A 19,780-nucleotide genomic window follows, 5' to 3' on the forward strand; every position below is an offset into this window, starting at 1 on the left:
AGTACGGTGATCGGTTGCACCCGGACATGCAACGTGATCTCGAACCGCCCGTCGGCATCCATCCTCTGCTGGCCGAACGGTTCAGCCCCTACCGGTTCGACCCCTCGGCCGCCGTCGACGACCACTCCCTGGGCCTGCTGCTGGAGGCCGCGCGGTGGGCACCGTCCGCGGGGAACTCCCAGCCATGGGGCTTCTTCGCGAGTCGGCCCGGCGAGCCGACGCACGAGCAGGTGGTGCGCCACCTCGCGCCCAGCTCGGCCCGGTGGGCGACGGACGCGGGCCTGCTCGTCGTCACGCTGGCGCGCCGCCACGTCGGCGAGACGCAGCTGCTCTACTCCGAGTTCGCGGACTACGACCTCGGTCAGGCCATCGCCCACATGACCGTCCAGGCTCAGGCGATGGGACTGGCCGCCCACCAGTTCCGCGCCTTCGATCTGGAAGGCCTCACCAAGGAACTGCGCCCGAACCCGGGATGGGCGATCATCTCCATGATCGCGCTGGGCAAGGCGGCCGGAGAGCCACCGGAGAGCCGCGACCGGCGCAGCATCGCCGATCTGCTCTCCGCTCCCTGGTCGCTGTCGGAGTAGCACGAACCCGTGTCGACAACGCCGGGCGGCACACATGCGGCTGCGGGCAGAGGCGCAGGGCGGGAAGGTGTGCGAGACGCCTGTGAAGGACGGCTTGGCCCAGCGTCGGCACGAAAAGCATCGCAGCCGGCGCCGCGACCCGACTGTTCGCCCCAACCTCGGTGTCACAAGGATCGGGTCGGCGGTGTCTTCTGATCGACCGGCTACGACCACACCAAGGAGTGCACAGTGGCTGCTCGTGTGAACCTGTTCAGCAACCCGACCTCCACCGCGGCCAGGGCCGCGGGACACTTCGGCCTGGCTAGCAAGACGATCCTTCAGGATTCGACGCTGCCGGCCGCGACCCAGAAGCTGGTGCTGCTGCGCGCGAGCCAGATCAACGGCTGCGGTTACGCCACCGATGTCTGGAGCAAGAACGCCGCGCACGCGGGGGAGACCTCCACCCGTATCAACCTGGTCGCCACCTGGCGGGAGTCCACGGTGTTCACCGACGCCGAGCGCGCCGCCCTGGACCTGACCGAGCAGGGCACCCGCATCGCCGACGCGGCCGGCGGCGTCACCGACGAGGCCTGGTCGACCGCCGCCAAGCACTACGACGAGGACCAGCTCTCCGATCTGGTCATGCTCATCGCCCTCATCAACGCCACCAACCGCATGGGCGTCATCGTCCGGCAGCGCGGCGGCGACTACGAGCCCGGCCGACTCGGATGAGGGACAGGGGACAGGGGACAGGGTGCCTCATGAGCTGGCCACGGTCAGGCATCGATATGAGGCATCCCGCCTGACCTGCGGCGATCACGATTGCTGATCGCTGTGTGCGCTGATCGCTTCTTGGTCGACGCCTTCCCTGCCGTTTGACTTGATGCCGGGCGAAGGAGCCCTTCGGTACGAGGAGAGGCGAGGGACATCTCATGGTGAGCAGCGGGCCCAAGGACGTGGTGCGAGGCTACTTCGACGCGCTGGCGGCAGGTGACCAGGATGCCATCTGGAACTCGTGGGCTGAGGACGGCAGTTGCTGGTACGCCGGAGAGCTGCCGATCTCCGGCACCTGGGAGGGCCGGGACCAGGTGATCAACGGGTTTCTCGCGACCGCCTTCGCTCATCTCGATCCGGACCGGCAGGTCGGGCTGAGGGTCACCAACCTGTTCGGTGAGGGCGAGCAGGTGTTCGCCGAGTGGGACTCCTGGGCGACGGGCCGCACCGGCAGGCCGTACCAGCAGAAGAACAGCGGTGTCTTCACCGTCCGCGACGGGAAGATCGTCAGCATGCGCGAGTACGCAGACACCCAGCACTGGGAGCGTGCTCTCGTCACCGCCGTGCAACCGCAGGAAGCCAAGTAGGAGGGGCAGGGCGGCCGTCTACGATCAGCTGTCATGGACTGGCTGGAGCGGACCGCGAAGCTGAGGCAGTGGACCAGGAGCGGAACCCGCGCTCCGCACAAGCCGCTGCTGCTCCTCTACGCCCTCGGCCGGTTCCAGGCGGATGCGGAGGGCGGCCTGCGATACAGCGCGGTGGAGCGGGACCTGCACAGCCTGTTGACCGAATACGGCCCGCCGCACAAGACGACGCCCGCCTACCCCTTCCACCACCTGGTCAGCGACGGCGTATGGGAAGTGCACACCGACCGCGGGCCCGGCAGCCCCGGGAGCGGGGTGCGGGACCTCCGGGGGACGGGTGCCACCGGACGGCTCGCGCCGGACCTGAGGGCGGCGTTGCGACGCGAGCCGCAATTGCTCGGCAGAATCGTGAAGTTGCTGCTCGACCTGCACTTCCCGCCCTCGCTCCACGGCGAGCTGTGCGAAGCCGTCGGCCTGGAACCGGAGCCGGCGCTGACCGGGCCTCTCTCGACGGCGCGCAGACGGCGAGACCGGCGGATGCGGGAGCTGGTGCTGACCGCTTACGAGTACCGGTGTGCCTTCTGCGGTTACGACGGCAGGATCGGCGCGATGCCGGTCGGGCTGGAGGCTGCCCATGTGCGCTGGTGGGCGTTGGGCGGCCCCGACGACATCGAGAGCGGGCTCTGTCTGTGCTCGCTGCACCACAAGCTCTTCGACAAGGGCGTCCTCGGTGTCGGATGGGGGTCCCCCCGCTCGAGCGAAGCCGAGAGTGGGGGAGGTCACCGCATCCTGGTCTCCCAGCGCTTCGTCGGGCACAGCCCGGCCGCCCGCGAGCACGTCATAGCCCTCGCGGGCCGTCCACTCATCGGCCCGCAGCCCGGCGCGGGCACGGTCGCGGCCGCCCACCGCGACTGGCACACCAGCCAGGTTTTCCATGGCAGTTCACGCCCTGCCACTGCTGGCTGATCGCGCCGGGGCGCCGGTGCCGTGATGCACGGCTTGTGACGCGGCCTCGGGGTCAGAAGGGCTTGGTCGGCAGGTACTTGCCGTCCAGGGTGATGACGGCGCGCTCGCCGCCCTCGGGATCGGCGACCTTCCGCACGTCGAGCTTGAAGTTGATCGCGGAGATGATGCCGTCCCCGAACTGCTCGTGGACCAGGGCCTTGAGGGTGGTGCCGTAGACCTGGAGCATCTCGTAGAAGCGGTAGATCGTCGGGTCCGTCGGGATGCCGCCGGGGATCGAGCCGCGGGTCGGGACGGCCTGCAGCAGCATCACCGCGTCCTCGTCCAGGCCCAGCAGCTCGGCGACGGACTTGGCGGACTGCTCCGGCAGGGCGTGCTGGCCGAGGACCGCGGCGGTGGTGAACGCGACGGACAGGCCGGCGGCCTCGGCGATCTGCTGCCAGGAGAGGTTCTTGCGGGTCTTGGCCTCGACAGCGGCGTTGGCGAGGACCTGACGGGCGGCGGGGTCGAACTGGGCGTGCATGATGATCAGTACTTCCTTGTCTCTCAGTGGACCAATTCATCGGTCAGAGGATGAAGTGTCAGGTGCGTGGGGCCCGGCCCGGTGTCACGGACGCGACGCCGGATCCGGGGGAGGGGTCAGGCCGCGAGAGCAGGTCCGGAGCCTGCCGTGGAGAGTTCCTCGACGCGGCCGGTGCCGATGTCGTAGACCCAGCCGTGCAGGGTGGTCTTCCGCTCCGCCAGGGCGCGGGCGACCGACGGGTGGGTGGCCAGGTTCGCCAGCTGCGCGAGCACGTTCTGCCGCACCAGGGCGGTTACGTCACCGGGGACGGCGGTACGGGCCACCGAGGCGTCGGCGAGCCGGAGCCAGTCGGCGACCGCCGGTGCGGTGCTCAGGTCCTGGCTCTGGACGAGGGCGGTCATCGCGCCGCAGGCGGAGTGCCCGCACACCACGATGTCGGACACGCCCAGCACGGTGACGGCGTACTCGACGCTCGCCGCGACGCCGTCCGCGCCGGGGGTGTAGGCCGGGACCAGGTTGCCGGCGGTGCGGATGACGAACAGCTCACCCGGCTCGCAGCCGGTGAGCAGCTCCGGAACGACGCGGGCGTCGGAGCAGCCGATGAACAGCGTGTGCGGCGTGTGATGTGTGGCCAGGTGGGCGAAGAGTTCCGCCTTGGCCGGGAAGACGTCCCGCTGGAAACGGGCGACGCCCTCGGCGAGGTCCTGCATGGGTCACTCCCTTCGGTGGCGACCGGCCCCTGGGGGCTGGCGAAATCCACCTTGCACGACCTGCGGCTATAGAGTCCAAGAGCTATTAGCCATAGAAGTCATTGCTCGCATCTATAGCTGCTCCTATAGTTGCTTTATGGCCGTCCTGGAACTGCGTCACCTGCGCTACCTGCTCGCCGTCGCCGAACACGGCAACTTCACCCGCGCCGCGGAAGACCTGCACATCTCCCAGCCCACGCTCTCCCAGCAGATCAAGCAACTGGAACGCGGCCTGGGCGTGCAGCTGCTGGATCGCACCGGCCGCACGGTCCGGCTCACCGACGCCGGCGCCGTCTACACCGACCACGCTCGCCGCGCACTGCGCGACCTGGCCGCCGCCGAACGAGCCGTCCACGACGTCCAGGACCTCTCCCGCGGCCACCTACGCCTGGGTGTCACGCCCACCTTCACCGCCTACCTCGTCGGCCCGCTCATCGCCGAACTCCACGCCCGCCACCCCGGCATCAGCCTGGCCCTGACCGAGACGACCCAGGACCGCATCGAAGCGGCCCTGCTCGCTGACGACCTCGACCTCGGGATCGCGTTCACCGGCGTCCATCTGCCCGGTGTCACCTCGACGCCGCTGTTCACCGAGACCCTGGGCCTCGTCACCGGCACCCACCGCTCCCGGAGACGGCCGGAACCCCTACCGGTACAGGCCCTCAAGGACGTGCAACTCGCCCTGCTCAGTGGTGACTTCGCCACCCGCACCCACATCGACGCCTACTTCGCCCGGCACCGGGCCGCCCCCCGTATCGCGGTCGAGGCCAACTCCATCCAGGCCCTCACCGAAATCGTGCGGCGCACTTCCCTGGCAACCGTCCTGCCCGACGCCGTCACCCACGACCACCCCCACCTCACCCCCGTCCCGCTCGACCCACCCCTGCCGCCGCGCACCGTCACCCTCCTGTACCGCGAAGGCGCCTACCGCAGCGCCGCCACCCGCGCCTTCGCCGAACTCACCCACGACCTCATCCAGACCCGCGGATACACCCCACCGCCGTAGGTGCCGGCGAGCGGAATCCGGCCATCTCTGCGCAGGCCGTTACACGCTCAGTACCCGACTTGGAACGTCGCGTCCTGCCGGTCCGTGGCCGTGGAGATCGGGTCGATGCGGAGCACATAGTCCGAGTGACGGATGTAGCGGGTCGGGTAGTTGTACGACCGGAACGACGCCCACCCCGCGTCGGCCAGGCCCGCTGTGCGGTAGAACGTCGCATCCGCGGCGAACGTCGACGTACCGTCGCCGGGGTCCAGTCGCAGTTGGTAGTCGTAGTGGCGGAGGTAGCGGCCGGGGTAGCTGACCGACCGGAACGAGACACCGGCGCTGTCGGCGAGTCCGGGGACGAGGGTCCACTGGGAGTCGGTGGGCGGGTCGATGGGGTAGGTGTCGATACGGCCGACGAAGTTGCTGTGGCGGATGTAACGGGCCGGGCAGTTATAGGACTTGAGGCGGTTCCAGGTGGGCGAGCCCCACTTGGCGACCAGGTTGTCGTACTCCGTCCGGCTGATGGCGGTGATGCCGCAGTGCTTGGAGTTCAACGGCTGGGTGTAGGTCTTCTGGTCGAGGGCGGTCCAGGTGCCCGAGGCGAGGTCGGTGGTCTGCCAGGCGTAGAAGACGCCGTTGGGGGTGTAGGTGTCGCCCCACAGGTACCAGGCCTTCGATGTCAGCGACTTGACGAGGGTCGGTGCCTCGGTGCCGCCATGGGAGACGGCGGTGCTGAACTCCGTGAAGCTGCCCGGCTCGAGGGAGGTCGATCTCGCGCCGACGAGTGTCTGGTTCTTCTTGAAGTAGAGGTAGTTGACGCCGTTGACGCCGACGGCCATGTCACCGTCGATCACGTCGTAGCCGGGGTCGAAGAAGACCTGGGGAGCGGAGGCGGTGACGAAGTCGGTCGTGTAGTTGACCATGATGACGTTGTGCCCGCTGTCGTTGACGGCGGAGTAGACGACCGCGTACCGGCCCCGGCCCGCGTCCCAGAACGCCTCGGGTGCCCAGCAGTGGGTGTTCATGTCGTGCAGCTTCAGCCGGTGGTAGCCGGTGAAGGTGCGCAGGTCGGTGGAGTGCCAGACATGGATGTACTGGCTGACATAGCTCCAGTCGGTGCCCTTGAGATCCGTGGCCAGGACGACGAACGTGCCGTCCTGCTTGCGCAGGATGAAGGGGTCGCGCAGCCCGAGGTCGCCTTCGGTGGGTGTGACGAGGGGGTTGTTCTGGTTCAGCGGCATCCAGTTGAGCGAGTCGGTGCTGACGGCGAGGTGGAGGCCGTAGTCGGTGCCCTCACCAAGGCTGGTCGACTCCGTGAAGTAGCACATCACGTACGCCGAGTCGGCCGCGTGCGCGGTGCCGGCGCCGAGACTCAGCGCACCGGTCACGGCCAGGGGGGTGGTGGCCGCCAGGCCGAGGAAGTGGCGGCGGGAGGTGGTCATGCGTGCTCCAAGGCGTGTCGTGTGGGCCGCTGCTGGATCTATGAATAAGCCTGTTCGGTATATCGAATAGAGTTCGGTTAATCGATCAGAAGGTAGGGTGTGGCCATGTGCGCGTCAACCGCCTCGTGCATCATTGGTGAAGTCTGTGACCCGAGCCGGGTGCCGCCTTCAAGGACGAACGTCCCGGCCGGGTGCAGTCCCCGCATCACCGCCGGATAGCGTGAACAGGTGCAGCTCAACACACGTACGAGACGATGGAGCCGTCCTGCCGCCGCGCTGGTGATGGCGCTGCTCGGAGTGGGCATCCTTGCCGCGAACATCGTCGAGGTGGTCGAGGGCGCCGACCGGATATCCGAACTCCGCGCACACGGACACCGGGTTCCCGGCGACGCCTCCGTCCTCCGGACGTGTTCCACCGGTCGCGGCACCGCGTGTTCCACGAGCGGGGTGTGGCTCAGCTTCCGTGACGCCGAGGGGCTGCCCGAGTTCACCGCCGAGTCCCGCCTTGCGCACACCCTCTACGTGCCGAGCGGCCCGAGGGACGACGAGGGGCGCGTCCGTACCACCGTGGTGTACGACCCCGCAGACCCGAACGACGCGCAGGCGGCCGGCGTACTGCGGTGGAGCGCCGTTGACCTGATCGAACACCGATGGCTCCCTTTCACCATCGGATTGGTGCTGGCCGTGGCAGGGTCAGCGGCACTCGCCACCGAGCGACTCCGCGACTGACCGCACCGGCTCGGACGCCTGGGTGGTCAAGCGAAGGCGGCGCGGTTCCGGCGCACGAATTCGGCGAATCCGAGGGCCGCACGGCCCGTGAGGTCGGCCACGGTCGAGGTGACGGTCTCGGCACCGCCGTCGCGGTAGGCGCGGGCAACCTCTACCAGGGCGTCGACGTAGAACTCCGGCATCCCGCGAGACAGCATGGCCGCACGCGCTACGTCGTCCGGCAGGCCCACGTAGCGCACCGGCTTGCCGAGGACCTCGGAGAACACTTCGGCGGCTTCAACGTAGGTCAGTGCCTTCGGCCCGGTGAGGTCGTAGACGCAGCCGTCGTGGCCGTCGGTGGTGAGAACCCGCCCTGCGACACGGGCGATGTCGCCGGTGTCGATGAAGCTGATGGGCGCGGTGATCAAGGGGAGGCTGAACTCCCCGGCCTCGCGGATGGACGGCTGGCGCAGGAAGTTCTGCAGATAGAAGTTGGGGCGCAGGATCGTCCAGGGCAGACCGGACGTGACCAGCGACTGCTCGACGGGCTGATGGAGCCGGGCGATCGGTGAGAGTCCTTCGTCGGCCCGCCAGACCGACAGCTTGACCACCCGCACACCCGCCGCACAGGCGGCTTCCAGCATGTTGAGTTCGTGCGTCGTCTGGGCGGGGCTCGTCGCGCCGAGAAGGAATACGGTTTCGATGCCTTCGAGCGCGGGACCGATCGTGTCAGGCATGGCCAGATCGAGCGTCACCGCCTGACCGCCCGACTCGATCACCTGAGCCGTGGTGTGCGGATCACGGTACGCCGCCCGCGCGGCCACGCCGTCGGCATGAAGACGAGCAAGGAGGGCCGTTCCCACGTTCCCACTCGCGCCAGTCACCAGAATCATCGTCACATCCTCCAAGCGGCAGCGGTGAGTATGCCGAGCGTCGGCTCGGGCCTTTGCGGTGTCTGCGGCGGTTGGGAAGCGCCTTGGCTACGGCGGCTACATACGTTTGGCGAGCAGGCGACTGCCCGGCCGCACCCCGATCTCCCGGAGGCTTCGGTTGTCCTCCCTGGGGATGCCGGCCGGAGAGAGCGAGGCACTGCCGATGTCCGTCAGCCTGCGACCAGTTGTGGGATCGACGAGGATCCACTGACTGCCATAGGTGTAGGCATCCACAAGGTCGGAGATGGTCAGGTAAACGGTGTCCAGCACATGAGAGACGGTCACCATGTCCAACGGGAAGGTGAGCACGGCCACTTCCATGGACGGATCGATGCCGCTGAGGTCGACCTCGACCGAGCGCCGCTGGAAGTCGCCCACCGCAGCTTGCACGGCCTCCTCGATCAGATCCTCCGTCCTCTCCTGATCAGCTGCCGGCAGCCGGGGGACAACGACCTCTTCGAGTGCCAGCCTGACGGCAGACCCGACGTTCTCCAGATTCCGGCCCGCCGCTGACGACACAGCTGTCACGTACGCCTCGATGCTCGGTGCGTCGGGGTAGTCCCTCGGCGCGTACAGCACGAACGGGCGGGTGAGAAGGGTACGGAAGAAGGCCACCGCCACCGCGGACGGGAAGACGACGGAGAAGACCGCGAGCATCCCCTGAATCCAGCCCTCGGCCTGAGTGGCAGCCACTCCGACCGTCACCTCGGCCAGACCCAGGAAGAGGGAGATGATCCACAGCGGATTCAGTACGCGTCCCGAAGTCCCTTCTGACGCCGGGCCGTTCGCCTCTGCCACCGCTGGTCCCCCTGCCTGTTCGACCTCACATCCTGATCCACGGCTCACCCTAGTGGGAAGTGCGAGGACACGTGAGCGACCAGCGTCCCCGTGTCCTCAACAGCCGTTCTGCCACGTCCAGTTGGCCGGATTCGGCCGGTGTCCGGAACCGGCCGGGAAGGTGCCGCCGGATGGCCTCCGGTCCGTCGACACCACCAGCGAGGACGTCTAGCGTTCCGGTGGCCGCAGGAATGCACCGGTCCCCATCGCTTCCCAACCGGAGGTCTGGACATGGCACGCCGCACATCGCGCACACTCCCCACCGCGCTCGCCGTCGCCGCGCTCGTCGCCACGAGGTCCACCGCCGCCCACGCCTCCACAACTCCCATGACAAGCCGAACGGTTGGCACCCTGTGGACCTCCGACGCCACCGACAGCGGTGACGGGCAGAGCCACTTGGTCGGAATCGATCCGTCCACCGGCAAGGAGTCCGCCCGTATCGGCGTCGGTGTCGAGGCCGAGCCATGGTCCATCGCCCTTACCCGCGACGGCCGCACCGCTTACGTCGCCAACTTCCACAACGGCACCCTCGGCGTCGTCGACACCTCCGCCAAGAAGATGACCACCGCCGTGCCGCTCGGCATCGACGCCGACTACGTGACCCTGAGCGGAGATCAGAAGCACGCGTACGTCACCTCGATGGTCGCTCAGAAGCTGGCCATCGTGGACACCGCCACGAAGCAGGTCGTCAGGACGGTCACGCTGCCCGGTCCCGCCGAAGGCGCCGTCGTCAGCGCCGACGGCAAGACCGTCTACATCGGCGTCTACTCCAGAAAGGACGTCGTCGCCCTCGATGCCCGAACCGGAGCCCAGCAGGCCGTCTTCTCCGCAGGCGCCCCCTTCGCCCGCCGCGTCCGGCTGAGCCACGACGGCAAACAGCTCTATGCCACCGACTACTACGGCGGCGCGGTCGACGTCTACAACACCAGCAAGCCCGCCCAGGCACCCAAGAAGGTCGCTGTCGGAGGCCGGCCGCTGGATCTGGTCCTGAGCCCCGACGGCCGGACGCTCTATGCCTCCGACACCGGCAGCGGTGTCGCAGCCGTCGACACGCGCACTTTGAAGGCCCGGCAGTTCGTCGTCACACCGTCCTTCGGTGACCTGGCCGTATCGAAGGACGGCAAGTCCGTCTACCTCGCCCAGTACCAGTCCACAGGTTCCGTGTCCGCCCTTGCCACCGGCTCCGGCAGGGTGACGGGAACCCTCGGTCACGGCCTCGCCTACCCCAACGGCCTTGCTCTGGGCCCCACTTCCTGACCTCTCACAGGGCGTCGGCTAGGGTCGGCCCGGCCCGGTACGCGACGACGGGGGAGGCGCGCGATGTGGGAGCCGATCGGCCTGGACAGCGCTGCCGAGCACGTCTACCGCGCGATGCTGCGCGACTTCCCCGGCACCGCCGCCACGTACGCCGAAGCGACCGGCCTGCCCGAGCCCGCCGTCCGCGGTGCCCTCGCCCGGCTCCGAGCCGTCGAACTCGCGGCCCGCTGCCCAACGGCGCGCACGTCCCCGTCGACCCGCGCGTCGGCCTCGGCGCTCTCATCCGAAGCCGCCGCACCGACCTCGACCGCCTCCCAGCAAGCCGCCGACCAGCTCGCGGACGAATTCCGCGAGACACGGCTGCACAACGACACCCGCCGCCTGACCGAGGTCGTGCACGGCGGCCCCGCCATCGCGGCCAACGTCGCGGACCTGCTGTCCGCCACCGAGCGGGAACTGCTCGTCCTCGTCGGCCCGCCCTTCCTCGACCCCGATGACGACAGTCTCGATCCGATGCTGGACGTGCTCGGCCGCGGCGTCAGCTGCCGGGCCGTCCACGCCGCCGACGTCATCGCGGCCCCCGGCGGCTACGCGCAGGCCCTCCGCCTCACCCGGGCGGGCGAGCGCATCCGCGTCCTGCCCGAGATCCCGGTCAAGCTCCTCATCGCCGACCGCCGCCGCGCCCTGCTTCCGCTGTCCGCCAGCACGGACCGGATGATGGAGACCGCCGTGGCGGTCCGCGAGTCCGCGCTGACCCAGGCACTCGTCGCGCTCTTCGAGGCACTGTGGGCACAGGCCACCCCCCTCGGCTCTCCGGAGTCCGCGCTCGCCGCCGAGCCCGCCCCGGCGCCCCCCGACCGAGCGCTGCTCACGCTTCTCGGGACAGGCCTGAAGGACGAGGCCGTAGCACGTCAACTCGGCATCAGCGAACGTTCCTTGCGCCGCCGCATGACCCGCCTGCTGGCCAGGCTCTCCGCGACCAGTCGTTTCCAGGCAGGCGCGCAGGCGGTACGGCGCGGCTGGCTGTGAAGCTGTGCAGACACGGGCCTGCCGAGGTTCCTCGCCCGCTGACCCGGATCCTCCTCGCCACACCGCCGGGCGTACGGCCCCCGCCATAATCACCCACGGTGCGGGGCATGGATGGCTTGCCCAAGTTTGATCTCATGAGGAGATACGCGTCCCACCGGCCGGTGGAGACGACCGCACACTTAGGTGGAGGCAGACATGACCGGATTTCTCGACAGGGCCAAGGAGCAGGCTCAGCAGGCTCTGCAGCAGGGGAAGGAGAAGGTGGACGAGATCCAGGCCCAACGGGCCGGAGGGGAGCTGCTGAAGAAGCTCGGCGCGGCCTACTACGCGGAGAAGCGCGGCTCGGGCGCAGCACAGGCCACCCAGGACGCCCTCAGCGCCCTGGAAGCCCACATCAGCGCGCACGGAGACGGGTTCCTGCGGTCGTAGCCACCAACCGACACGGCGCGCATGGAGAGCTCCTGATCCCAAAATGCAACAAATAACCCATATATGCTCACGATGGGCAGTTGATCAGGGCTTCACACCCGATTGAGAAGGGAACCAACCATGCGCAGGTTTCAGCGCGCCGCCGTCGTGGCCGTAGCGTTCGCGGGGCTGTCCGCCCTCGGCGTCGGCGTCAGCTTCGCCGGCGGCTACGGCGCTCCTCCCCAGGCCACCGCCGTGGCCAACTCGCAGGCGACCGCCGTGGCCGTCGGAGGAGGCACCGCGGTGGCCAACTCACAGGCAACGGCGGTGGCCGTGGGAGGCGGTACCGCGGTGGCCAACTCGCAGGCGACGGCGGTGGCCACATCGGGCGGCTACCAGTACAACCAACCGCACTGCGACCCGCAGCAGGCGCCGTACTACCCGCAGCAGACGCCGTCCTACCCGCAGCAGACGCCGTCCTACCCGCCGCAGTACGGCACCTACTGAGGCCCGTGTCCTTGGCCCGACGGCCCTCCCGGCGGGCCAACGGAACCAGTCGCGGCACACGGCACGATGCCGACCGTGACCCCGGAGGCCGACGATGCCGAAGGGCGGGCGACACCTCAGACGGCATGAAACGGTGACCAGGCCGTTCTCGTAGCTGCGCAGCGCGGCGTCGGTGCACGAGGCATCCGACGCCGCGCTCGATTCTCCTGACCGCACGCGTTTCATCGCGATCGAGCGGTGCCAGCTTCGCCGCTGCGCCGGTGCGGGAGCGGAACGTCTCCCCGCCCTCCATCCCGGCCTGGGTCAAGCCATGGGTAGGCCGACTTTCAGCCATGGCTTGTTCAGGAGCGGTATATGAACGTCCCAGGAAGGGCAAAGGAACGTTCCCGCTTCAACGTCCATCTTGTTGACGTGGCCCCGACATCCGTACGTTCTGCGCGGCCACGGCGCACACCCCGCGCCGAGGTCGTACCGCGCACCCCCCACAGCCCTTCTCGGTACACCCACCATGTGGAGGACGTACGTTGCGCAGAACCGTTTCCCTCACCGCCGTGGCCACGCTCGCCACGGCCGCCCTCGCGCTGGCCGCCCCCGTCGGCCAGGCGGCCCAGACCGCCGCCCGCCTGTCCCACGGCGTCACGGTCGCCCATGCATGCGCCACCCCGACGAAGAAGGGTGAGATGGCCTGCAATGCCTTGCAGGTCACCTCGGGCACCCCGCAGTCGGCGCACGCCGAGAGCGCCCTGACCGCAGCCGCCGCGCCCTCCGGCTACGGTCCCGCCTCGCTCCAGTCGGCGTACAACCTGCCGTCCACCGGCGGCGGTTCGGGCCAGACAGTGGCGATCGTCGACGCCTACGACGACCCGACCGCCGAGTCCGACCTCGCCGTCTACCGCTCCCAGTACGGCCTTTCCGCCTGCACCACCGCCAACGGCTGCTTCAAGAAGGTGGGCCAGAGCGGCGGCACCCACTACCCGCGCGGCGACTCCGGCTGGGCCGAGGAGATCTCCCTCGACCTCGACATGGTCAGCGCGGCCTGCCCGAACTGCAAGATCCTGCTTGTGGAGGCCAGTTCGTCGAGCATGACCAACCTGGGCACGGCTCTGAACACCGCGGTCCAGCTGGGAGCGAAGTTCGTCTCCAACAGCTACGGCGGCGCGGAGTCGTCGAACGACGCGACGTACGACTCCTCGTACTTCAACCACCCGGGTGTCGCCATCACCGTCTCCTCCGGCGACAACGGCTACGGCGCTGAGTACCCCGCGTCCTCGAAGTACGTGACCGCGGTGGGCGGTACGTCCCTGAAGGCCGACTCGAACTCCCGCGGCTGGACCGACACGGTGTGGAGCGGGGCGGGCTCCGGCTGCTCCAAGTACGACGCCAAGCCCAGCTGGCAGAAGGACACCGGCTGCGCCAACCGCACCGTGGCGGACGTCGCGGCGGTCGCCGACCCGAACACCGGCGTCGCGGTCTACGACAGCTATCGCTCGGCCACCGGCTGGATGGTCTTCGGCGGCACCAGCGCCTCCTCCCCGCTGATCGCGGCGACCTACGCGCTGGGCGGCGCCCCGTCCGCCGGCTCCTCCCCGGCGTCCTTCCCGTACGCGCACATTTCGGCGCTGTACGACGTCACCAGCGGCTCGAACGGCAGCTGTGGTGGCTCCTATCTCTGCACCGGGACCACCGGGTACGACGGCCCCTCCGGGCTCGGCGTCCCGAACGGCACCACCGCCTTCACCGGCTGAACAGCCCGATGCAGTAAGCCGGTTGGTGGTGCGCACCTTGCGGAGGACCACCGCCGCGCCGTTGCGGCACTCCTGGCCCTCCGCCGCCGGGCCGGAGTCGGCGAAGCGGCCGACTCCGGCGGGCTAGGCCCTTCAAATGAAGCTGGCCCGTTGCCTGCTGGGAGTCACGGGCCGACTTCAGCTGACACCCCCGGCGCCCACGTCCGTGAGCGGGGCGCCGGGGGAGGGGGGTCTGGATTACTTGCCGACGCTGTTGTTGCAGCCCATGGTCGAGCCCAGGTGGGTGTCCTGCGCGCCGGCGTCGCCTTCGCCGTTCAGCCCGTTGCCCAGCAGGCCGTTGAGCAGCCCGACCGCGCCGAGGACGTCGAGGTTCAGGTCGTGCGATCGGCAGGTCGTGCTCTGCAGGGCGCTGAAGCGACTGCCGTTGTGGCCCCCGCCGCCTTGCCCCCCGTGGGCCTGGGCAGCGCCGGCGCTGACGAATCCGAGGCTCGTGAGGGCGGCGATCAGGACGGCGGTTTTGTGGAACTTGTGCATTTTTTTCTCCGGTGGTGTGAAGTGGATGTGATCTGTGACAGATCGACTTCGTGCAGTTGCGGAGATTAATAAGCAAGATCGGTAAATTTTCTGGCGGCGCGCCGAATGCGGGGAATCCTCACTGGCTTGGTCCTTGGCCGGGAAGTGAATAGCGCCGATAAGATAAAAAGGCGTCTATATTCTTTTCGTTGCCACTCTGGGTCGGCTGCACGGATGAAGGTGCACGGTTCATCCCGCCTTTGCTCCGCTGCTTGACCGGCTCCAACTGTGCGGAGGAGGCCACCGCCGAAGGCGGTCCCACACGTGATCAAATGCCGCAGTGTCGGCCACGGTTGGCAAGACGATCTACGAGATCGTCGGCTGCCTCATGACCGAACCGGCCATGGCTGCCCGGCCCGTCGAGTTGATCCGCTGACACCGTTTGGCTGAGGCGCGTTGGAGACTTTCTGCAATCCCGCTGTCGACGGGTGTCCTCAAGTCGCCGTGGACGTACGCGCCGAGGCAGGGCCTGTCCGACGCACCGGATCCTGCCAGGCGCGTGCCGCCTGGCACCTGCCGGGGCGGGGCTTGATGTGTGGAAGAGTCAGACGCCGTTGCCCCGCCGGCCATACGAGGTCGAACCGTGTGGTCGAGAGGATCAGGAGTCGTTCCATGTCCGATGAGATCACGCTGCGCCCGGTGACCGCCGACGATCTCGACCTGACTGGTGCCTGCCGCGCACGGCCGCGGCATAGGCACCCAGGCCCAGCGACTGCTGGCCTAGTACCTCTTCGACCACACCAGGGCCGAACGGCTCCAAGCCTGGACGGACTGCGCCAACATCGCCGAGCAACGCGCCTTGGAGAAGGCGGGCTTCGTCAGAGAGGGCGTGCTGCGCTCGGCGCAGTGGCGCGGCGGCCAGTGGCACGATCAGGTGATCTTCTCCATGCTCCGCGCGGAGCGGTCCGGCGGCGAACTGAGGTGAGCACAAGGCGGTGATCGACCTGACGAGTATTTAGTTTCGGCCCTGGGGCCTCGTCAGGTACCCCCGCTGAGCGCCTGTCCAGACTGTTCCACAGCGTGTCCGTACCGATCGCAGGAGAGGTGTGATGGCCGAGCATGTGCAAGCACATCGCCGCCGCAAGGGCACCGCCAACAGCCTGACCGCAGCGAAGCCGGTCCATGCCGCCCACTCCGGCGGCGCGCCCATCTTCCTCATCAAGGCGTCCACTGGGGCGGACGGCGTCTCGGCCCGGTGGCCTGATCGCTCAACTCAGTGAAGACGCCACCAGAGATCAGGCCGACTGCAGAGGAGGGACCTGCCTCGTGATCGCCGCGGCCGGCAGCAGATTGTCCGGTTCGGCACCAGGGTCGGCGGTGACGACGACGCCGGCCGTCTGCGCGTCGAAACCGTTAGGCCAGATCGTGAGGTCGCTCGCCAGCGCATTCTCCAGTTTCGCCTGCCGCAAGTCGGCGCCGCTGAGGTCACAGCCTCGGAGGTCGGCCATCCGCAGGTCCGCACCGGCGAACACGGCGTCAATGGCACGTGCCTTGCGCAGGTTCGCCTCCCGCAGGTCCGCACGGGAGAAGTCCGCATCCCGCAAGTCGGCCTTGACCAGGCGCGCGCCGCGTAGATCGGCTTCGATACAACGGACCTGGTGGAGAATCGAGGTTCCGAACTCGGCATGCCGCAGGTTGGCCGCTATGAGAGACGCCTTGCTCAAGTTGACGCGGAAGACGCTGGCCGCCTCCAAGCATGAGCCATCGAGGTTGACTCCGTGGAGCCACAGCCCGTCACAGTCCGCTCTTCTCAGGTCGGTCAGGCTGATGTTGAGCCACTCAGGGCGGCGCTCTTGGCACAGTACTCCGAGACAGGTCAGCGCCGTCTGAGCGTCCGCGGCGCGAGTCTCCAGCGGGCGCACCGAATTGATCGAGGCGTCCGCTGCCGGGAATCCGGGCTCCTGCGGCGGCCAGGGCAGGTGCGTCCGAACATATGCCGCCATGATCGAGACGACCGCCTCGTGATCGCGGACGGAATGGTCCGCGATCCGCCACAGTGCGTAGATGCCCCCGATACGCACGTCCAGTTTGTCGCTGCCGAGTTGGTCCACGGCCTGGCTGAAGCGATCGGTGATGTGTCCCTCCCGGGTCGCGTTCAACCCGTCCTGGCTGACGCGCAACTGCCGCCATGTGGCGTAGGCGCCGAACAGCACGACCGCGCCGCCCACCGCTTGCAGGAGCGTGGCGCGCACGTTGTTCACTGCGCTCAACCGGTCCGCCGCGGCAAGGTGGCCGCCAGCGAGGTCATGGTCGACCACCAGCCCCGGAAGAACGAGCAGCACAACGCCCAGCACGACGAGCACCGCCAGTGTGGCCGAGGCGACGGCAACGGTGCGAGTCAGACGCGAGCGGCCACGAACAGATCCCCCCATAGGCATGGGATCTTAGGGCAGGGCTGAACACGGTCAACCGACGTGGTCATGGGAGTCGGGGTTTGACCCTTGAACGACGAAATCGGCGAAGCCGTCGATGAGTTGCCTCCGTTGAGTGTTATGGGTTCAGTCGGGTCGATCCTTTGGGCGTCCGGCCCTCCGCCAGATCACCGTCATCCCGAGCGCCAGAATGCCCAGGGCTGCCATCACGATGACGACCTTGACCGCGCGGTCCACCAAGAGGTGGTGCAGAAGGTCCGGCGACGTCGCCGCGAGGCCGGTCACCGTCGGCCGCCCTGTCGCCGCGACTGCGATGCGCCACTCCTCCCGCCCGCGACGCGCTCGGCGGCGGCGCGCAGCCCGGCCTTCACCACGGGGTCTGCATAGCGTCGTACCTCGTCGAGCCTGCCCCTGCGCTTGAGAGACAGGGCGATGGCGAATATCAGCAGCGCCAGCACCACGAGACCGCCCGCCACCAGGCCGAACCTGATGAGCATGAGGTTGAGATACGTCTCCACGAAGTAGCCTCCAGTCGTTCTATCACGCCTGTGATACATCCGTTGTATCACAGGCGTGATAGAAAGGCTCCATGCCCAAGCACGTGGACCCCGAAGCTCGCCGCCGCCGCGTCGTCGACGCGTTGTTCCGAGTCGTCGTCCGCGAGGGACTGCACCGCACCTCGCTGCGCGCCGTCGCCGCCGAGGCTGAACTCAACATCGGCTCTCTGCGTCACTACTTCGCCAGCCAGGAGCAGCTGATGAACTTCGCGATGCAGTCGATGCTGGACCGGGTCAGCGGTCGCCTGCTTGAACACGTCGACCAGATCGGGGACCTGGGCCGTCACCCGAGCCCGGAACAGCTTGAACTCGCGGCCGGGCTCCTGGCCGAGCTTCTGCCCCTCGATGAACGCCGCCGCGCCGAGGTCACCGTCTTCGTGGACTTCAACGCGGCGGCCCGTACCGACCCGACCTTCAAAGACCTGTCGCGCCGGGCCGCCGAAGGCACAAGGTGGCTGGTGCGCCGCGTGCTCGCCCGGCTCGACTCATCCGGTGTCCTTCGCCCCGGCCTGGACATCGACGTCGAGACCGAACGGCTGACGGCGCTCCTGGACGGACTCGGCCTCAATGCAGTCCTGCACCCTGAGATCTTGAATCCGCGGGCATGCCTCGATGTGCTGCATACGCATCTGCGCGCTCTGGCCTTGCCCATGGAAACCCAGGGATCGGCGCAGACCCCCTAGCAAGGCGGCTCCGGTGCCGGGGAGTGAGCCACCATCGACGGCGCGCCGCACCTGCGAGCCCGGCCCACCGATTGCCCTCCCGGGGGGCCATGAAGAACAAGCTATGACCGTCGTGGTCCTGACGGTGAGGCATCAGCAGGGCGCACTGGAAGCAAGAGGAGTGAAAGAGGTTCAGGCGGGGGGCTTGTGTCTATGAAACTCACAACCTGGACTTATCCCATCCGGTTGGCCGACCATGGCATCAGGTGAACTCTCGTACCTCCCGTGCACCGCCCTGCTGGAGCGGCACAAGGAGCAACGCCTCACCGTGCACCACGAGTCGAAGGGGCATCTCGATGAACGAGCGTGTCATCACCCCGCTGCACCGAGGCTTTCTCTTCCTCGACGCCCACCCGACCGGATGCCGGGCGGCGGTCGAGCAGATGTGGAAGTCCGTTGCCGCCCCCCGCTGCTCAGCCCACGCAGCACGGCGGCCCACGGTGCTGGTCATCGGCTCCTCGGCCGGATTCGGGCTGGCCGCCACCATCGTCGCCCTCGCCCGCCACCGTGCTCAGGGCGTTGGAGTGTGCCTGGAGAAGGCACCCGCACGCCGCACGGGCACGGCCGGCTGGTACCGCACCGCGGCAACCGCCGATCTGGCAAGCCAGGCCGACCTCCCGTTCGTGTTCGTCAACGGCGACGCCTTCTCCGACACCGTCAAGCAGCAGACAGCGGACGTACTGAATCGCCGTTTCGGGCCCGTGGATCACTTGATCTACTCTGTCGCCGCCCCTCGCCGCACCGACCCCGACACCAACGAGGTCTACACATCGGCGGTCAGACCGATCGGCCGCCCGCACACCACCAAGACCCTGGCCTTCGACGACGGCCGCCCCGTCATCACGACCGTCACCACCAAAGCAGCCTCCCCCGCCGAAATCACCCAGACCGTGGCGGTGATGGGCGGCGCCGACTGGCAACGCTGGATCACCACCTTGGCCGCCCGCGGCCTGCTGGCCGACGGAATCACCACCTGCGCGCTGTCCTACATCGGCCCTCCCCTGATCGAACGGATCCATCGAAAGGGCACCATCGGTGCAGCCAAGGCCCATCTGCAGGACACCGCAGACGCCTGGAACGCTCTACTCGCCGCTCGGCACGGAGGCCGCGCCTTCATCTCGCTGAACAGCGCGGCCGTCACCCAGTCCTCCACCGCCATCCCCGGCATCGCCCTGTACCTGGGCCTGCTACGCGGCGTACTCGGCGACGCGATGGCCTCCCCGACGGCTCAGATGGTCGAGCTGTGGGATCAGCTGACCGGAAGGGCTGACCTGAGGACAGACCCACAAGGCCGTATCCGCTTGGACCACCGGGAACTTGACCAGGCCACCCAGGACACGATCGCAGGCCGCTGGCACAGCGCCACGAACGACAACATCGCCTCCCTCGCCGACCTCGACTGGCTCACCAGCGAGATCCACCGCCTGTACGGCTTCGATGTGCCTGGCGTCGACTACGACACAGCGTCCGATGTCGACATTCCCTGGCCCGCGACAGCGGATTAGAGCATGACCGCTGGGTCGGCTCACGCGGTTGTGACCAGG

Annotated in this window: 24 protein-coding genes; 15 read left to right on the forward strand and 9 right to left on the reverse strand. The window is 68.3% G+C overall.

The window, feature by feature from the left end:
* Window positions 1-26: 26 nt before the first annotated feature.
* The 4 genes from AB0L75_RS29645 to AB0L75_RS29660 all read left to right on the forward strand — a co-directional run bounded on the left by AB0L75_RS29645 (window position 27) and on the right by AB0L75_RS29660 (window position 2,890).
* Window positions 27-587, forward strand: a complete 561-nt coding sequence (locus AB0L75_RS29645) for a nitroreductase family protein (RefSeq protein WP_365186846.1) — start codon at window positions 27-29, stop codon at window positions 585-587.
* Window positions 588-815: 228 nt separating this feature from the next.
* Window positions 816-1,298, forward strand: a complete 483-nt coding sequence (locus AB0L75_RS29650) for a carboxymuconolactone decarboxylase family protein (protein ID WP_365186849.1) — start codon at window positions 816-818, stop codon at window positions 1,296-1,298.
* A gap of 200 nt (window positions 1,299-1,498) precedes the next feature.
* The gene (locus AB0L75_RS29655) at window positions 1,499-1,927 is read left to right on the forward strand and encodes a nuclear transport factor 2 family protein (protein ID WP_365186852.1); all 429 of its coding nucleotides are present in this window, start codon (window positions 1,499-1,501) and stop codon (window positions 1,925-1,927) included.
* Window positions 1,928-1,960: 33 nt separating this feature from the next.
* On the forward strand, window positions 1,961-2,890 hold the full coding sequence (locus AB0L75_RS29660) for a phosphorothioated DNA-binding restriction endonuclease (RefSeq protein ID WP_365186855.1): 930 nt from the start codon (window positions 1,961-1,963) through the stop codon (window positions 2,888-2,890).
* A gap of 52 nt (window positions 2,891-2,942) precedes the next feature.
* Here AB0L75_RS29660 and cynS read toward each other — a convergent pair whose 3' ends face one another.
* Together cynS and AB0L75_RS29670 are read right to left on the reverse strand one after the other, a co-directional pair.
* Complete coding sequence (cynS, locus tag AB0L75_RS29665; protein WP_365187059.1) at window positions 2,943-3,413, reverse strand: cyanase; 471 nt, start codon at window positions 3,411-3,413, stop codon at window positions 2,943-2,945.
* Between the two features lie 113 nt (window positions 3,414-3,526).
* A complete protein-coding gene (locus AB0L75_RS29670; protein ID WP_365186858.1) occupies window positions 3,527-4,120 on the reverse strand; it encodes a carbonic anhydrase in 594 nt (197 codons plus the stop codon).
* 136 nt (window positions 4,121-4,256) lie between these two features.
* Between AB0L75_RS29670 and cynR the strand changes: the two genes are divergently transcribed.
* On the forward strand, window positions 4,257-5,165 hold the full coding sequence (gene cynR / locus AB0L75_RS29675; protein WP_365186861.1) for a transcriptional regulator CynR: 909 nt from the start codon (window positions 4,257-4,259) through the stop codon (window positions 5,163-5,165).
* Window positions 5,166-5,212: 47 nt separating this feature from the next.
* On the opposite strand, the gene AB0L75_RS29680 is transcribed toward cynR, so the two are convergent.
* Window positions 5,213-6,589: a glycoside hydrolase family 43 protein gene (locus tag AB0L75_RS29680; RefSeq protein ID WP_365186864.1), complete on the reverse strand. Its 1,377-nt coding sequence runs from the start codon at window positions 6,587-6,589 to the stop codon at window positions 5,213-5,215.
* A gap of 228 nt (window positions 6,590-6,817) precedes the next feature.
* Here AB0L75_RS29680 and AB0L75_RS29685 point away from each other — a divergent pair, with 228 nt between their 5' ends.
* Window positions 6,818-7,318 (forward strand): DUF3592 domain-containing protein, encoded by a 501-nt coding sequence (locus tag AB0L75_RS29685; RefSeq protein ID WP_365186867.1) that lies wholly within the window; start codon window positions 6,818-6,820, stop codon window positions 7,316-7,318.
* Between the two features lie 26 nt (window positions 7,319-7,344).
* On the opposite strand, the gene AB0L75_RS29690 is transcribed toward AB0L75_RS29685, so the two are convergent.
* Together AB0L75_RS29690 and AB0L75_RS29695 are read right to left on the reverse strand one after the other, a co-directional pair.
* Complete coding sequence (locus AB0L75_RS29690; RefSeq protein ID WP_365186870.1) at window positions 7,345-8,190, reverse strand: SDR family oxidoreductase; 846 nt, start codon at window positions 8,188-8,190, stop codon at window positions 7,345-7,347.
* Between the two features lie 96 nt (window positions 8,191-8,286).
* Window positions 8,287-9,027 (reverse strand): hypothetical protein, encoded by a 741-nt coding sequence (locus tag AB0L75_RS29695; RefSeq protein ID WP_365186873.1) that lies wholly within the window; start codon window positions 9,025-9,027, stop codon window positions 8,287-8,289.
* A gap of 270 nt (window positions 9,028-9,297) precedes the next feature.
* Between AB0L75_RS29695 and AB0L75_RS29700 the strand changes: the two genes are divergently transcribed.
* The 5 genes from AB0L75_RS29700 to AB0L75_RS29720 all read left to right on the forward strand — a co-directional run bounded on the left by AB0L75_RS29700 (window position 9,298) and on the right by AB0L75_RS29720 (window position 14,012).
* Window positions 9,298-10,323 carry a YncE family protein gene (locus AB0L75_RS29700; protein WP_365186876.1) on the forward strand — a complete coding sequence of 342 codons (1,026 nt, stop codon included), beginning with the start codon at window positions 9,298-9,300 and terminating at the stop codon, window positions 10,321-10,323.
* Window positions 10,324-10,386: 63 nt separating this feature from the next.
* Window positions 10,387-11,352 (forward strand): LuxR C-terminal-related transcriptional regulator, encoded by a 966-nt coding sequence (locus AB0L75_RS29705; protein WP_365186878.1) that lies wholly within the window; start codon window positions 10,387-10,389, stop codon window positions 11,350-11,352.
* A 195-nt stretch (window positions 11,353-11,547) separates the two neighbouring features.
* Window positions 11,548-11,781: a hypothetical protein gene (locus tag AB0L75_RS29710; RefSeq protein ID WP_365186881.1), complete on the forward strand. Its 234-nt coding sequence runs from the start codon at window positions 11,548-11,550 to the stop codon at window positions 11,779-11,781.
* A 120-nt stretch (window positions 11,782-11,901) separates the two neighbouring features.
* Complete coding sequence (locus AB0L75_RS29715) at window positions 11,902-12,267, forward strand: hypothetical protein (RefSeq protein ID WP_365186883.1); 366 nt, start codon at window positions 11,902-11,904, stop codon at window positions 12,265-12,267.
* Window positions 12,268-12,791: 524 nt separating this feature from the next.
* Complete coding sequence (locus AB0L75_RS29720; protein ID WP_365186886.1) at window positions 12,792-14,012, forward strand: S53 family peptidase; 1,221 nt, start codon at window positions 12,792-12,794, stop codon at window positions 14,010-14,012.
* Between the two features lie 237 nt (window positions 14,013-14,249).
* Here the strand turns inward: AB0L75_RS29720 and AB0L75_RS29725 are convergent, their stop codons facing one another.
* The gene (locus AB0L75_RS29725; RefSeq protein ID WP_365186888.1) at window positions 14,250-14,546 is read right to left on the reverse strand and encodes a hypothetical protein; all 297 of its coding nucleotides are present in this window, start codon (window positions 14,544-14,546) and stop codon (window positions 14,250-14,252) included.
* Between the two features lie 838 nt (window positions 14,547-15,384).
* Here AB0L75_RS29725 and AB0L75_RS29730 point away from each other — a divergent pair.
* Together AB0L75_RS29730 and AB0L75_RS29735 are read left to right on the forward strand one after the other, a co-directional pair.
* Window positions 15,385-15,510, forward strand: a complete 126-nt coding sequence (locus AB0L75_RS29730) for a GNAT family protein (protein ID WP_365186891.1) — start codon at window positions 15,385-15,387, stop codon at window positions 15,508-15,510.
* Between the two features lie 124 nt (window positions 15,511-15,634).
* Window positions 15,635-15,805 carry a hypothetical protein gene (locus tag AB0L75_RS29735; protein WP_365186894.1) on the forward strand — a complete coding sequence of 57 codons (171 nt, stop codon included), beginning with the start codon at window positions 15,635-15,637 and terminating at the stop codon, window positions 15,803-15,805.
* Window positions 15,806-15,820: 15 nt separating this feature from the next.
* Here AB0L75_RS29735 and AB0L75_RS29740 read toward each other — a convergent pair whose 3' ends face one another.
* From AB0L75_RS29740 to AB0L75_RS29750, 3 genes are all read right to left on the reverse strand, one after another.
* Window positions 15,821-16,888, reverse strand: a complete 1,068-nt coding sequence (locus tag AB0L75_RS29740; protein WP_365186897.1) for a pentapeptide repeat-containing protein — start codon at window positions 16,886-16,888, stop codon at window positions 15,821-15,823.
* 195 nt (window positions 16,889-17,083) lie between these two features.
* The gene (locus tag AB0L75_RS29745) at window positions 17,084-17,242 is read right to left on the reverse strand and encodes a hypothetical protein (protein ID WP_365186899.1); all 159 of its coding nucleotides are present in this window, start codon (window positions 17,240-17,242) and stop codon (window positions 17,084-17,086) included.
* Window positions 17,239-17,475: a hypothetical protein gene (locus tag AB0L75_RS29750; protein WP_365186901.1), complete on the reverse strand. Its 237-nt coding sequence runs from the start codon at window positions 17,473-17,475 to the stop codon at window positions 17,239-17,241. The genes AB0L75_RS29745 and AB0L75_RS29750 overlap by 4 nt, the downstream gene beginning before the upstream one ends.
* Before the next feature lie 71 nt (window positions 17,476-17,546).
* On the opposite strand from AB0L75_RS29750, the gene AB0L75_RS29755 reads away from it, so the two are divergent.
* Complete coding sequence (locus AB0L75_RS29755; RefSeq protein ID WP_365186904.1) at window positions 17,547-18,197, forward strand: TetR family transcriptional regulator C-terminal domain-containing protein; 651 nt, start codon at window positions 17,547-17,549, stop codon at window positions 18,195-18,197.
* Between the two features lie 335 nt (window positions 18,198-18,532).
* Entirely contained in the window at window positions 18,533-19,741 is a 1,209-nt protein-coding gene (gene fabV, locus AB0L75_RS29760; protein WP_365186907.1) for an enoyl-[acyl-carrier-protein] reductase FabV, read from the forward strand.
* The last annotated feature ends 39 nt before the right edge of the window (window positions 19,742-19,780 follow it).

Origin of the sequence: Streptomyces sp. NPDC052101, from assembly GCF_040680235.1 — a bacterium.
In the GTDB taxonomy this organism is placed as follows: Bacteria; Actinomycetota; Actinomycetes; order Streptomycetales; family Streptomycetaceae; genus Streptomyces.